Annotated in this window: 13 protein-coding genes; 3 read left to right on the top strand and 10 right to left on the bottom strand. The window is 70.1% G+C overall.

What is annotated here, in order from left to right:
* Nucleotides 1–231 precede the first annotated feature (231 nt).
* The 5 genes from JAO81_RS36360 to ehuB all read right to left on the bottom strand — a co-directional run bounded on the left by JAO81_RS36360 (nucleotide 232) and on the right by ehuB (nucleotide 4,388).
* A complete protein-coding gene (locus JAO81_RS36360) occupies nucleotides 232–993 on the bottom strand; it encodes an IclR family transcriptional regulator (RefSeq protein WP_165332509.1) in 762 nt (253 codons plus the stop codon).
* A 231-nt stretch (nucleotides 994–1,224) separates the two neighbouring features.
* Nucleotides 1,225–2,034, bottom strand: coding sequence for an ectoine/hydroxyectoine ABC transporter ATP-binding protein EhuA (gene ehuA / locus JAO81_RS36365; protein WP_199552268.1), 810 nt, complete (start codon nucleotides 2,032–2,034; stop codon nucleotides 1,225–1,227).
* A complete protein-coding gene (ehuD, locus tag JAO81_RS36370; RefSeq protein WP_165332507.1) occupies nucleotides 2,024–2,671 on the bottom strand; it encodes an ectoine/hydroxyectoine ABC transporter permease subunit EhuD in 648 nt (215 codons plus the stop codon). Before ehuD ends, ehuA begins: the two co-directional genes overlap by 11 nt.
* Nucleotides 2,668–3,435: an ectoine/hydroxyectoine ABC transporter permease subunit EhuC gene (gene ehuC / locus JAO81_RS36375; protein ID WP_199552269.1), complete on the bottom strand. Its 768-nt coding sequence runs from the start codon at nucleotides 3,433–3,435 to the stop codon at nucleotides 2,668–2,670. Before ehuC ends, ehuD begins: the two co-directional genes overlap by 4 nt.
* 2 nt (nucleotides 3,436–3,437) lie before the next feature.
* Nucleotides 3,438–4,388: an ectoine/hydroxyectoine ABC transporter substrate-binding protein EhuB gene (gene ehuB, locus JAO81_RS36380; RefSeq protein ID WP_199552270.1), complete on the bottom strand. Its 951-nt coding sequence runs from the start codon at nucleotides 4,386–4,388 to the stop codon at nucleotides 3,438–3,440.
* Nucleotides 4,389–4,513: 125 nt separating this feature from the next.
* Between ehuB and JAO81_RS36385 the strand changes: the two genes are divergently transcribed.
* A complete protein-coding gene (locus JAO81_RS36385) occupies nucleotides 4,514–5,002 on the top strand; it encodes a DUF3830 family protein (RefSeq protein ID WP_199552284.1) in 489 nt (162 codons plus the stop codon).
* A 24-nt stretch (nucleotides 5,003–5,026) separates the two neighbouring features.
* Here the strand turns inward: JAO81_RS36385 and JAO81_RS36390 are convergent, their stop codons facing one another.
* The 3 genes from JAO81_RS36390 to JAO81_RS36400 all read right to left on the bottom strand — a co-directional run bounded on the left by JAO81_RS36390 (nucleotide 5,027) and on the right by JAO81_RS36400 (nucleotide 8,029).
* On the bottom strand, nucleotides 5,027–5,497 hold the full coding sequence (locus JAO81_RS36390) for a MarR family transcriptional regulator (protein ID WP_199552271.1): 471 nt from the start codon (nucleotides 5,495–5,497) through the stop codon (nucleotides 5,027–5,029).
* A 118-nt stretch (nucleotides 5,498–5,615) separates the two neighbouring features.
* Entirely contained in the window at nucleotides 5,616–7,010 is a 1,395-nt protein-coding gene (locus tag JAO81_RS36395) for an amidase (RefSeq protein WP_199552272.1), read from the bottom strand.
* A gap of 53 nt (nucleotides 7,011–7,063) precedes the next feature.
* Nucleotides 7,064–8,029, bottom strand: coding sequence for a D-2-hydroxyacid dehydrogenase (locus tag JAO81_RS36400; protein WP_199552273.1), 966 nt, complete (start codon nucleotides 8,027–8,029; stop codon nucleotides 7,064–7,066).
* Between the two features lie 340 nt (nucleotides 8,030–8,369).
* On the opposite strand from JAO81_RS36400, the gene JAO81_RS36405 reads away from it, so the two are divergent.
* Together JAO81_RS36405 and JAO81_RS36410 are read left to right on the top strand one after the other, a co-directional pair.
* Nucleotides 8,370–9,212 carry an aspartate/glutamate racemase family protein gene (locus tag JAO81_RS36405; RefSeq protein WP_199552274.1) on the top strand — a complete coding sequence of 281 codons (843 nt, stop codon included), beginning with the start codon at nucleotides 8,370–8,372 and terminating at the stop codon, nucleotides 9,210–9,212.
* 55 nt (nucleotides 9,213–9,267) lie between these two features.
* A complete protein-coding gene (locus JAO81_RS36410) occupies nucleotides 9,268–10,008 on the top strand; it encodes a decarboxylase (protein WP_199552275.1) in 741 nt (246 codons plus the stop codon).
* A gap of 70 nt (nucleotides 10,009–10,078) precedes the next feature.
* On the opposite strand, the gene JAO81_RS36415 is transcribed toward JAO81_RS36410, so the two are convergent.
* Together JAO81_RS36415 and JAO81_RS36420 are read right to left on the bottom strand one after the other, a co-directional pair.
* Entirely contained in the window at nucleotides 10,079–11,134 is a 1,056-nt protein-coding gene (locus tag JAO81_RS36415) for an LLM class flavin-dependent oxidoreductase (protein ID WP_199552276.1), read from the bottom strand.
* A 160-nt stretch (nucleotides 11,135–11,294) separates the two neighbouring features.
* A partial coding sequence (locus JAO81_RS36420) for a putative bifunctional diguanylate cyclase/phosphodiesterase (RefSeq protein ID WP_374194396.1) occupies nucleotides 11,295–13,083 on the bottom strand: 1,789 nt, incomplete at its 5' end.

Below are 13,083 nucleotides of genomic sequence, written 5' to 3' on the forward strand. Positions count from 1 at the left end.
GAGGAATGTCCGCAGAAAGCGCGGACATTCCTCGCCATCGTTGTTTTCTGCGCGGCGTCGCCGCGCGCTGTGGGGGCTTCGCCACCCACACCCCCGTCTCAAGCGACAGGGGGACCGATCGTCTAGGCGAAACGCGCAAAACGGGCCGTCAGCGAGACAGAAGGTCCCCCGACCAACTCACCCACCCGCCCCGGCCACCCCCGGAGCCACCCGCCCCGGCCCCCGGATCCCTCAGATCGCCAGCGACAGAAGCACCGGCGCCGCTCCTCGGTTCAGGGTGTCCGCTGCGGCGCGCAGGCGGTGGGCGTGTTCGACCGGCATCGAGAGGGCCAGGCAGCCGACTGCCGCGCCCGCCGTGATCGGGACCGCCGCGCAGACCGTGCCGACCGCGTACTCCTGGAGGTCGAGGACGGGGACCGTGGGCGGCTGGGCGTCGAGGCGGCTGAAGAGCAGGCGCTCGTTGGTGATGGTGCGCGAGGTCAGACGGGCCGGCTTGTGGCGGGACAGGTGGTCCCGGCGGCCGTTCATGTCGAGCTGCGTCAGGAGCGACTTGCCGACCGCGCTCGCGTGGGCCGCCGAGCGGAAGTCCACCCACTCGTTGACGGCCGGAGTGCCGGGCCCGGCCGCGTACTGCGTGATGCGGACCTCGCCGTCGATGTAACGGCTGATGTAGACCGCCGCGCCGACCGAGTCGCGCAGCCGGTCGAGCGTCACCTGGAGCTGGTCCGTGATGGCCTGCTGGCGGTCGGGGGACGCGGAGCCGAGCCGGGAGAGCGCGTCGCCGGTGAGGTACGCGCCGTCGGTGTCCTGCTGGACATAGCCCTCACGGCGCAGCATGAGAAGCAAGGCGGACAACTGCTTTGCGGGCAGGCGGGTTTCGCGGGCGATCTGGACATCGGTCACGCCCGCAGCGTGCCGCGCCACGGTTTCGAGCACGCGCAAGGCGTGCTGCACCGAGTGGAACGGCGCGGTCGAGTCAGGCTTCAGCGCCACGGTTTCCCCCTGCATGGACCGGTTCCGGACAGCTGGGCTCGGTACCACGATAGCCGCCAAACAGGTTGCATGGAGGGGCTGTTGACGAGATTGATGGCGCGCTCCCGGCGGGGGGCAGGGCGCCTGTCCCGGGGCGCGCCCCCCCGGCATATGCCACAGTCACAGGCTCCCCCCCCTAGCTCCATGGTTGTGCCGCTCACCGAGCTGCTGACGATCACTCACTCAGTGAAGTCACAGGACTGCGCTGAGGAATTCCCGGGTGCGCTCGTGATCAGGATCACCGAACATCTTCTCCGGGGCGCCCGATTCGATGACCTTGCCGCCGTCGAACATCAGCACTTGGTCCGAGATGTCCCGGGCGAAGTTCATCTCGTGGGTCACGCAGAGCATCGTGATGTCGGTGGTGCGCGCGACATCCCTGAGGACGTCGAGGACACCGACGACCAGCTCCGGGTCGAGCGCGGAGGTCACCTCGTCGAGCAGCAGCACCTGCGGCCGCATCGCCAACGCACGGGCGATCGCGACCCGTTGCTGCTGGCCGCCCGAGAGCTGCGACGGATAGTCGTTGCAGCGGGTCTCGAGGCCGACCATCTCCAGCAGCTCGCGGCCGCGGGCCTCGGCCTCGTCCTTGGACAGGCCGAGCACCTGGACCGGTGCCTCCATGACGTTCTGCAGGACCCGCATGTTGGGGAAGAGGTTGAACTGCTGGAAGACCATCCCGATGTTCTTGCGGACCTCGCGGATGTGCTTCTCGCCGGCCGGCACCAGCTTGCCGCCGCGCTCCTCGTGCGTGAGGTAGTCGCCGCCCACCTTGATGGTGCCCTCGTCGGGCTTCACCAGGGTCATGAGGAGCCGCAGGATCGTGGTCTTGCCGGAGCCGGACGGGCCGATCAGCGTGACGTGCTTGCCGGAGTCCACCGAGAAGCACAGGTTGTCGAGGACCGTGTTGCCGGCGAAGCGCTTGGTGACCTTGTCGAAGCGGATCAGTTCGCTGCCGTCGACGGCCGGGTTGACATCGGTAGGTGCGGTTTCAGCGGACAAGACGACGCTCCAGGACTCGGAGAAGAACAGATGCCGGGTAGGCGATGACGATGAAGGCGATGCCGACCACGCTGATCGCCTCGAAGGTGAAGGTCTCGTTGCTGAACCCACGCGCCTCGCCGAGCATTTCGAGGGCGCCGATGGCGGCCAGCTGAGGGGATTCCTTCAGCATCACGATCACGTAGTTGCCGAGCGCAGGGACCACCCGGCGCACGGCCTGCGGCAGGATCACCGCGGTCCACGTACGGGTCTTGGGCAGGCTGAGCGCGGTGGCCGCCTCCCACTGGCCGACGGGCACGCCCTCGATACCGGCCCGGTAGACCTCGCTCGTATACGTGGAGTAGTGCAGGCCGAGGCCGACGATGCCCGTGACGAGCGGGGACATAGACGGACCCCATGAGGGCACCACGTAGAAGAGGAAGAACAGCTGGACCAGGAGCGGGGTGTTGCGGATGAACTCCGTGAACACCGCCACGGGCCAGCGGATCCAGGCCTGCGGGGCGCGCAGCGCGACCGCCCACACGAGGCCGAGGACAAAGGCGATGAGCGCACCGCCGGCCAGGGCCTGCAGGGTGACGAGGACGCCGTCCCAGAACCGCGGCATGAACGCGTCGACGTTGGACCAGTCCCAGCTCACTTGGCACCCCCAGTACCCGCCGTGCCCGCCGTGCCCGCCGTGCCCGCCGTGCCGGTCACGGCGTCGATGGCCCCGCGCTCGCGCAGGCCGCCGAACAAGCCGCCCTTCGGCGGCGCCTGGCCGAGCTTGGCCTTGGCGCGCCGTTCGAGCAGGCGCATCCCGCGGGTGAGCAGGAAGGCGAGGACGAAGTAGACGACCAGCAGCAGTGTGTAGACGGGCGCGCTGTCACCCGTCACCAGACGCTGCAGGTTCCCCGCGAAGGTCATGTCGGCGACGATGATCAGCGAGACGAGCGAGGTGCCCTTGAGCAGCTCGATCAGAAGGTTGTTGAACGGCGGCAGCATCTCGGGCCAGGCCTGCGGGATCTCGATCCGGCGCAGCCGCTGCACGCGCGTGAAGTTCAGGGCGATACCGGCCTCGCGCTGGGCGGGGGGCACTGCTTGGAGCGCGCCGCGCACGATCTCGGATCCGTACGCCCCGTAGGTCATGCCGAGGGCGATGACGCCGGCGGCCATGCCGATGAACTTGATCTGGAACAGCATCGGGACCGTGAACGCGATCCAGAACATGAAGACCAGCGAGGACGTGGAACGGAAGACCTCGAAGTAGATGCCGGCCAGGATGCGCACGAGCTTGCTCGGTGCGGTGCGGGCCAGGCCGATCACGAAGGAGATCACAAAGGCGAGAGCGGCGCTGAGAAAGGTGACCTGGACCGTGATCCAGATACCCGGCAGGAACCAGCTCTTGAAGAACTCTGCGGTCATCATCAGGCTCCACCCCCCGCGGCGGGCGGGCAGAGTTTCTCGACGGTGAGGTCGGTCATCTCGTCCTGCGTGAACCCGAACGGCTTGACCACGCGCAGGAGTTCGCCGCTCTCCTTCATCTTCACGAGCTCTTCGTTGAAGGCGTCGCGCAGGTTCTTCTCGGAAAGACGGAAGGCGAACCCGCCCGCTCCGTACGCCGGTTCACCGTCGACGATCGGCTGGAAGGGCTCCGTCGCCTCGACGCCTCGCTTGCCCTTCACCACCTCCTTGACGGTGACGTTCGTCCCGGCGAAGGCATCGACGCGCCCCTGGCGTACGGCATCGAGGCCGGCCACCTGGTCGGGCAGCACCATGACCTCCTTGACGCCGTTGGCCTTCGCGTAGTCGATCTCGGCATAGGCCGTGCCGCTGGCCAGCTTCAGGCCCTTCTTGGCTATGTCCTCATAAGTCTTGATGCCATGCGGGTTGCCCGCCTTCACGATGAAGGAGTCGAGCATGAGGTAGTCGGGGTCGGAGAACAGGACCTGCTCGCAGCGGTCCGGGTTGATGTACATGCCGGCGGACACCACATCGAACTGCTGGGCCTGGGTCAGGCCCGGGATCAGCGCGCCGAACTCGGTCGGCACCGCCTTGACCTTGGGGATGCCGAGCCGGGGAAAGATGACCTTGGCGATTTCCGGCGCCTCGCCGGTGACGTCGCCGTTCTCGTCGATGTAGCCGAAGGGGACCTCTCCGGCGACACCGATCCGTACCGTGCCGGCATCCCTCAGCCGATCGAGCAGGTCACCACCCTCCACTTTGCCCGGCTCCGGCACGCGGCTGCAGGCGGTGACGCCGAGCGTTCCGAGGGCGGCCGCGCCCGCGAGGAGGGACCGGCGGCGCAGCGCGCGACCGGCCCATGGTGTGCGGAGACCTTGTGTCTTCCCGTAGTCGTTCCCAAGTGGTGGAGCCATGGCCGCGCGGCTACCCGAAGTTATTCGAGGTATGCCGATTAATTTCAGCCCCGATACGGACGGGGTGTTCTCACTTATGCACAAGGGGGTGTTGACCAAGGGGAGACGATGAAGAGATGACGGCACTGACAGAACGCCACATCGAAGTGTCCCTGGACAAGCGCGGAGTCCGCTGCACCGCCCGGCTCCTGACCGAGAAGGCCCCGGTGACCTGCGCGGCCGTCTGGGACGCGCTGCCTCTCGGGTCACCCGTGTATCACGCCAAATATGCCCGCAACGAGATCTACGCCCTTTTCCCGGCCTTCGCCGAAAAGGAGCCGCCGCTGGAGAATCCCACGGTGACTCCGATTCCCGGCGACCTGTGCTATTTCACCTTTTCCGATACGGAATTGGGGACAAGTGCGTATGGATACGACACCGAGCAGCGCGGCACGGTCGTCGATCTCGCCCTGTTCTACGAACGCAACAACCTGCTGCTCAACGGCGATGTCGGCTGGGTCCCCGGCATCGTCTGGGGCCAGATCGTCGACGGCCTCGACCGCATGGCCGACGCCTGCCAGGACCTGTGGCGGGCGGGGGCACTCGGCGAGACGCTGAGCTTCCGGCGGCTTTAGCGGCGCGGGCCGGCCGCCGGACGGTCAGGCGGCCGGCCCGCCCGCGTTGCGGATCAGTTGCTTGAGCACCTTCACCGTGGTGACGTAATCCGCGTCGTCGATGCCCGCGTGCAGCGCGCCGCGGATCGCGGGGGTGTTGCGCCGGAGTTCGACGCGGGTCCGCTCGCCCAGCTCGGTCAGCCACAGCCGGTCCTCGGCGTCCCGGGTCAGCCACCCGCGCGCGACGAGCACCTCGGCCTCGGCGGCGAGATCGTCCTCGCGCCGGAGGTAGGACGCCATGGCCGTCCGCAGTGCGGCGAGGGTCATACCCTCGCCGTCGGGCGAGATGTCGTTCACCGAGAGGTTGCGCAGCAGCCAGAACTGGGGCTGGGTGTACCCCTGTTCGGCCTGCCGGGCCCGGATGTACGCGATGGTCGCCTCGTAGGCGACACCGGTCCAGTACGCGACGGGCTGACCGGCCAGTTGGGCGTCGGACATCTCCTGGGTGCTGGTCATGGCTGTCCCCTTCCGGTGCTTCGGTACGGCGCCTGCCCGCTGCGCGGCCTTACGGAAAACGTAGGACCTCAAGTGCGGTTGAGGGCAAGCGCGCCCGGGCGCCGGACCGCCGCCGCGCTCACAGCCGAGGCGCCGGCACCTCCGCCGCCCCCGCCCCGTACAGCGCCTGGGCCGCCCGTAGGACCAGCGTGTCCTGGTGGCGGGCCGCCACCAGTTGGACGCCGATGGGGGGGCCGGCGGCGTCCACCCCCCCCGGGCCCGTGGCGGCGGGCTGCTGGGTGAGGTTGAAGGGGTACGTGAAGGGGGTCCAGCCGGTCCAGCGGCCGCGCCCCGAGGGGGTTTCACGGCCCGCCTCGAACGCGGTGAGCGGGAGGGTCGGGGTGACCAGCAGGTCGTACGTGGAGTGGAAACGGCCCATCCGACGGCCCAGGTCCATACGGATGTCCATCGCGGCGAGGTACTCGAGCGCGCTGTATCGGGCGCCGCGCAGGGCGATCTCCCGCAGCCCCGGGTCGAGTTGGTCCCGCTGGTCCTTGCCGAAGTGCTGGGTGACGCGGGCCGCCCCGGCGAACCACAGGGTGTGGAAGGCCTCGACCGGGTCGCTGAAGTCGGGGTCGGCCTCCTCCACGTACGCGCCGAGCTGGGCCAGCCGCTCGACGGCCTTGCGTACGGCGGCGGCGACCTGGGGCGCGACCGCGACCTGGCCGCCGAAGGACGGCGAGTAGGCGATCCGCAAACCGCGCACCCCGTCGTCCAGGCCGTCACGGAAGGACCCCGCCGACGGGCCGAGCCCGGACCAGTCGCGGTGGTCGGCGCCGCTGATCACATCCATGACGAGGGCCGCGTCGGCGGCGTCCCGGGTCATCGGGCCCACGTGCGCGAGCGTGCCGAAGGCGCTGGACGGGTAGAGCGGGACCCGCCCGTACGTGGGCTTGAGCGCGAAGGTGCCGCAGAACGCGCCGGGTATCCGCACGCTTCCGCCGCCGTCGGTGCCGAGCGCCACCGGTCCCGCGCCCAGTGCGACGGCCGCCGCGGCGCCTCCGCTGGAGCCGCCCGCGGTGCGGGACGGGTCGTACGGGTTGCGCGTGACACCGGACAGCGGGCTGTCCGTGACGCCCTTCCAGCCGTACTCGGGGGTCGTGGTCTTGCCGAGGAAGACGGCGCCGTGCTCACGCAGCCGGGCCACGGACGGAGCGTCCTCGTCCCAATCCCCTTCGGTACGGCTGTTCTTGGAGCCGCGCAGGGTCGGGCCGCCGCGCATCAGGAGGATGTCCTTCACCGATACGGGGACTCCGTCGAGCAGCCCTTGGGGCTGACCGGCCCGCCACCGCTCCTCGGACCGCGCGGCCTGGTCCAGGGCGGACTCGGCGTCGACGCGGACGAACGCGTTGACCGCGGGCTCGGTCTCCTCGATCCGGGCGAGCGCGGCCCGGGTCACCTCGACGGGGCTCAACTCCCCCTTGCCGTATGCCGCGACGAGTTGTACGGCCGTGAGACTGCCGAGCTCGGTCATGCGCGCTCCCCAGGTTGCCGACGATCACTCGTTGACGATCCGTCCGCCGACGATCAATGTCCAGGGACATACCCACGTTTCTTGTCGATCACGTTCTTCAGCGGTTTCCCGGCCGCCCAGTGCTCGTACAAGTCGACGAACTGCAGCGCCAGTTCATCGCGCCAGCCGATGATGTCGCCGCTCATGTGCGGCGAGACGACGAGGCCGGGGACCTCCCACAGCGGGCTGTCGTCGGGCAGCGGTTCGCGGTCGAAGACATCGAGTGCGGCGCCCGCGATCCAGCGCCTGCTGAGCGCCTCCACCAGGTCCTCCTCGATGACCAGGGGGCCTCGGCCGACGTTGATGAAGTGCGCGGAGGGCTGCATCACGCCGAAGCGCCGGGTGTCGAACATGCCGCGGGTCGACTCCGTGAGCGGTGCCGCGCACACCACCCAGTCGGCATGCGCGAGCAACCGGTCCAGATCGCCCGGGCCGTGGATCCCGGTGCGCGGGGTGCGGCCCACGACGGCCGCCTGGATGCCGAGTGCCTTGAGACTGCGGGCGATCGCGCGCCCGATCGGCCCCGACCCCACCACGCACGCCCGGGTCCCGCCGACCCGCCGGGTCTCGCGGTGCCGCCACTCGCGGCGGCTCTGCAGATCGAGGGTGCGCGGCAGATCCTTGGCGAAGGCGAGGACGAGACCGGCCACGTACTCGGCGATCGGCTCGTCGAAGATCCCCCGCGCGTTGGTGATCACCGTGTCGGATTCGATCAGTTCAGGGCTCAGCAGATGGTCGGCGCCCGCGCTCGCTGTGTGCACCCACACCGGGCGCGGTCCCTCGCCCGGCCAGGCGGCGCGCAGGGCCTTCGAGTGGAAGTCCCAGACGAGCAGTACGTCCGCCTCGGGCAGCCGCTCGGCGAGCTTCGCCTCGTCGGTGTGCACGATACGGGCGCGCCCGGTGAGCTTGCCCAGGCGCGGCGGCGGGTCCGCGTCGAGCACCAAGAGCGTGGGGCGGGTCGCACGCGACCGACCGGACATGGAGGGGAAACCGTTCTGCAATGCGGGTCCGCTTCCCTGGAGTTGGCTTGGGGGGCCTGCACAGAGGCGCCGGGAAAATCGCACCGTCTGAAGTGCACGGATTGACCACGCTGGCACCCGAATCTACCTTCGTCAACACGGGCTCTGCACAAGTCCGTACGACCACAGACAGGTACCGACCTTTCCGCTGATCGGGCCTCACATCGGACTTCGCACATTCTCTGTCCCGGCGTCCCCGGCCATCTGCCGGATTCCGCACCCCCTCCGGCCTCCGGGCCGACCCTCAGAGCTCCGCACCGAGCTCTCATCCCCACCCTGCTCTGTTCAAAGGGGCCAGCTCATGGACGTCTCCTGCCTCAGTGGACCGCACCCGCAACGCGGGCTCGGTGTTGTCGCACCCTTCGACTTCGCTCTCGACCGGGAGCTGTGGCGCTGGGTCCCGGACGAGATCTCGCTCTACGTGACCCGCACGCCCTTCGTCCCGGTCGAGGTCAGCCTGGACCTGGCCCGTCTGGTCAGCGAGCACCAGACGCTGCACGAGGCGGTACGGGCGCTCATCGCCGCCGAACCCGAGGTGATCGCGTACGCGTGCACGTCGGGCAGCTTCGTGGACGGCGCCGTCGGCGAACGCACCATGTGCGCGGCCATGGAGGCGGCGGGCGAGGTGCCCTCGCTGACCACGTCGGGCGCGCTGATCGAGGCCCTGAACGAGCTGGGCGCACGGCGGATCGCGCTGGTCACGCCGTACACGTCCTCGGTCACCCAGTCGCTCAAGGACTATCTCGCCGAGGCGGGCATCACGGTCTCGGGCTGCTCCTACCTCGGTCTGACCCGGCACATCTGGAAGGTCCCGTACCGCGATGTGGTCGCCATGGCGCGCGCGGCGGTGAAACGGCTGCCCGCCGAGGTCGACGCGCTGTTCATCAGCTGCACCAACCTGCCGACGTACGACGCGATCCCCCAGCTGGAGGCGGAGCTGCGGATTCCGGTGATTTCGGCGAACCAGGTCACGATGTGGTCGGCCCTGCGTCACATGGGTACGCATGCGGTGGGTCCGTATCAGGCACTGCTCGATACAGCGGCGAGGCGCATGCTGGTGGGGGGTGACGTGTTACCCGAGCCGCCGGCCGCAGCGCTGCCGGACCCGCCGGTGGTGCCGGAGGATCCGGCGCTGCCCGAGTGACCGCACGCCGTACCGAACGGAAGACCGCCCCGCTACTCGCACCGGGAGGCCGCCCATGACCGCCATCGGATTCCTCTACCCCGGCTACAGCGCCGAGGACGACTACCCGCGGATCGAGCAACTCCTCGGCAGCGATATCCGCCTGACCGTGATCCACACGGATATCGGCGAGGACGCCCATCGCGTGGACGCCCTGCTCGAAATGGGGTCGCCCGAGCGCCTGGCGGCCGGTGTCGAACAGCTGCGGCACACCGGCGCCGAGGCGGTGGTCTGGGCGTGCACCAGCGGCAGTTTCGTCTTCGGCTGGGACGGCGCGCACGACCAGGTCCGCTCCCTCGCCAAGACGGCCGGCCTGCCCGCCTCCAGTACGTCGTTCGCTTTCGCCCATGCCGTACGGGAGTTGGGCGTCGCTCGGGTCGCGATCGGCGCCACGTATCCGGAGGACGTCGCGGACCACTTCGTGGAGTTCCTGCACGCGGACGGCATCGAGGTGGTCACGATGCGCGGCAGCGGCATCATCACGGCCGCCGAGGTCGGCACCTGGGGCCGCGACGAGGTCCTCGCGCTGGCCCGCAACGCCGACCACCCCGACGCCCAGGCCCTCCTGCTGCCCGACACGGCCCTGCACACGGCGGCCCATCTGCGCGACCTGGAGGCCGAGTTGGGCAAGCCGGTCCTCACGGCCAACCAGGTCACGGTGTGGGAGGGGCTGCGCCTTGCGGGGCGGCGGGTGAACGCGCCCGAACTCGGCACCCTGTTCACCAAGGAACCGATCATCCAGATGCCGGGCCGATAGGGGGCGCGGGGTTCACATCCCGTACCTGCCCGGCTCGGAGCTCACATCCCGTACGCGTCCGGCTCGGAGCTCACATCCCGTACGCGTCCGCGATGAGTTCGTACGAGCGCAGTCGCGCCTGTCCGCTGTGGGCGTTGGCCGTGAGCATCAGCTCGTCGGCCCCGGTGCGCTTCTGCAGGTCGTCGAGCCCGTCGCGTACGGCGTCCGGCGTGCCGTGCACGATGTTCTTCAGCCAGCCGTCCACGAACTCCCGCTCCAGGACGCTGAATTCGTACGCCTCGGCCTCTTCGGGTGTCGGAATGAGGCCCGGCCGCCCGGTGCGCAGCCGCAGCATCGACAGCGCCCCGGTCATCACCTGGCGGCGCGCCTCGCGCTCGTCCTCGGTCGCGAGGGCGGCGACGCTGATCATCGCGTACGGGGCGTCGAGCATCTCGCTCGGACGGAAGCTCTCGCGGTACAGGTCGAGGGCCGGGAGGGTGTTCTGCGCGGAGAAGTGGTGCGCGAAGGCGAAGGGCAGACCGAGCGCGCCGGCAAGCCGGGCACTGAAGCCGGACGAGCCGAGCAGCCAGACCGGCGGGCGCTGCGAGGGGCCCTGCACCGGTCCGGGCACGGCGTGGATCCGGGCGTACGGGTGCCCGTCGGGGAAGTCGTCGTCGAGGAAGCGGATCAGCTCGGACAGCTGCTGCGGGAAGTCGTCGGCGCCCTCGTGCAGGTTCTCGCTGCGGCGCAGGGCGGCCGCGGTGGCGCCGTCCGTGCCCGGGGCGCGGCCGAGACCGAGGTCGACGCGGCCGGGGGCCATGGCCTCGAGGGTGCCGAACTGCTCGGCGATCACCAGCGGCGCGTGGTTGGGCAGCATCACACCGCCCGAGCCGAGGCGGATGTGCTCGGTGTGGGCGGCGAGGTGGGCGAGGATCACCGCGGGTGAGCTGGAGGCGACTCCGGGCATCGAGTGGTGCTCGGCGACCCAGTAGCGGTGAAAGCCGCGGCCTTCGGCGAGCTTCGCTATGCCGACGCTGGTGCGCAGCGCCTGCGTGGCGGTCGATCCCTTGCCCACGGTGGCGAGGTCCAGCACGGAGAGGGGAACTGGGGCGCTGCCCTGTGCTTCGCCTCGGATGTCGTCGCTCACCGTGGGGGCCTCCTGCCGATCGCTTGTGGTGCGTCACGGGTAACGGGGGCGGAGGCTGCCGTATTCCGGGGGCGGGGGCGGGGGCGAGCGCTGGCCGAGCAGCTTCGCGAGCTTGTCGCGGGCCGGGCCGGGCCGGTGGGGTCGGCGCCGTCGTCGTACGTCAGGCGGATGCCCGGTCCGCGGTCGCTTTCAGGAGGGCGGAGATGCTGTCGGGCGGCACCGCCCTTGAGTAGTGCCAGCCCTGGCCCGTGTCGCAGCCGATCGAGCGCAGCCGGTCCGCCTGCAGCGCGGTCTCCACGCACTCGGCCGTGACCGTCAGACCGAGCCGGTGCGCGAGCCGTACCAGGGCCTCGACGATCGTCGCGTCGGCCGGGTTCGCGTGGCTGTCGCCGTCCTCGTACTGGAATCCGCGGACGAAGGAGCCGTCCAGCTTCAGGACGGAGACGGGCAGCCGGCTGAGGTAGGCCAGGTTCGAGTAGCCCGTGCCGAAGTCGTCGATCGCGATCCGGACGCCCATGTCGGACAGCGACTGCAGGGCCTGCAGGGGGCGGCCCGCCGAGCCCATGACCGCCGACTCCGTGAGCTCCAGCTGCAGCAGATCGGGCGCGAGTCCCGTCTCGGCGAGGATCGCGGCGACGTCCGCCACGAGGTCGGAGTCCCAGACCTGCCGGACCGCCACGTTGACCGAGACGAACACGGGCGGCACGGACGGATGCTCGAGCTGCCAGCGCCGTGCCTGGGCGCAGGCCGTCCGCAGCACCCAGCGGCCGAGCTGGACGATGGAGCCGTCCTCCTCGGCGAGTGTGATGAACCGATTCGGCGTCAAGGTGCCGAACTGCGGATGGTTCCAGCGCACCAGGGCCTCGACACCACGGACCCCGCCGTCGTCGAGCCCCACCAACGGCTGGTACTCCAGGGTGAATTCACCCCGCTCGACGGCCGGACGCAGCGTCGACGACAGCGCCTGGCGGGTCATGCGGTGCGCGTTGCGCTCGGGGTCGAAGAGCGTCCAGCGGGCCTTGCCGTCGGCCTTCGCCCAGTACAGCGTCGTGTCCGCGGCCTGCATCAGATGCGTGGCGGTGGTGCCGGCGGCCCTGCGTTCGACGACACCGATCGACGCGGAGACGGACAGCCGCTGACCGCCGAGGTCGAAGGGTTCCTGGAGCGATTTCAGAACCGATTCCGCCAGGTCCGCGAGCTGCTCCGTACCCGTCGAGTCCTCCACCAGGAGCGCGAACTCGTCACCGCCGAGCCGCGCCACCAGCGGCACCCCGTGCCCGTGCTTCCAGCGGTCGTACGCGACCTGGTCGGCGCACTGGGTGAGCCGTCCCGCGACCGCCGCGAGGAGCCGGTCGCCGATGCGGTGGCCGAGGGTGTCGTTGACGGCCTTGAAGCCGTCGACGTCCAGGTAGCACAGGCCGATCCGGCCGGTGCCGCCGTCGTCGTACGAGGCGGATTCCAGCGCTCCGGAGAGCCGCTCGAAGAACAGGGTGCGGTTGGGCAGCCGGGTCACCGCGTCGTACATCTGCAGATGGCGCAGCTGGGCCTGGAGCTCACGGCGGGCGCTGACGTCGGCGAGCGCGAGCAGCACCGTGGCCGTGCCGGGCACGGGGGCGACGGTGATCTGGGCCCACAGGGCATGGCCGTCGGGGTGCTTGAGGCGGCGGGTGCAGCGCAGTCTGGCCTGCCGGCCGCGCAGCACTTCGCGGTACGCGTGCCAAGTGCGGGCGTCGGAGGCCAGGTCGACCAGGTCGGCGGCGACCTGTCCGGCCAGGTCCGCGGCCGGGGCGCCGAGCAGCGTGCCGAGCGCCTCGTTGGCGGAGGTGACGAAGCCGTCGTGGTCGACGACGGCCATGGCGAAGTGGGCGGCGTGGAACGCCGCCCGGTAGTCCCTCAGCTCGGCCGCACTGCGGCCGACAAGAGGGTCGGGGGGGGGGGGCGGCGCCGGC

Source organism: Streptomyces sp. N35, from assembly GCF_016464295.1.
GTDB lineage: Bacteria > Actinomycetota > Actinomycetes > Streptomycetales > Streptomycetaceae > Streptomyces.

What these genes read in the sequence shown, in the direction of transcription:
- ehuC (WP_199552269.1), bottom strand. Translation starts at nt 3,435, where the DNA reads ATGACCGCAGAGTTCTTCAAGAGCTGGTTCCTGCCGGGTATCTGGATC.
- ehuB (WP_199552270.1), bottom strand. Translation starts at nt 4,388, where the DNA reads ATGGCTCCACCACTTGGGAACGACTACGGGAAGACACAAGGTCTCCGC.
- JAO81_RS36390 (WP_199552271.1), bottom strand. Translation starts at nt 5,497, where the DNA reads ATGACCAGCACCCAGGAGATGTCCGACGCCCAACTGGCCGGTCAGCCC.
- JAO81_RS36395 (WP_199552272.1), bottom strand. Translation starts at nt 7,010, where the DNA reads ATGACCGAGCTCGGCAGTCTCACGGCCGTACAACTCGTCGCGGCATAC.
- JAO81_RS36400 (WP_199552273.1), bottom strand. Translation starts at nt 8,029, where the DNA reads ATGTCCGGTCGGTCGCGTGCGACCCGCCCCACGCTCTTGGTGCTCGAC.
- JAO81_RS36405 (WP_199552274.1), top strand. Translation starts at nt 8,370, where the DNA reads ATGGACGTCTCCTGCCTCAGTGGACCGCACCCGCAACGCGGGCTCGGT.
- JAO81_RS36410 (WP_199552275.1), top strand. Translation starts at nt 9,268, where the DNA reads ATGACCGCCATCGGATTCCTCTACCCCGGCTACAGCGCCGAGGACGAC.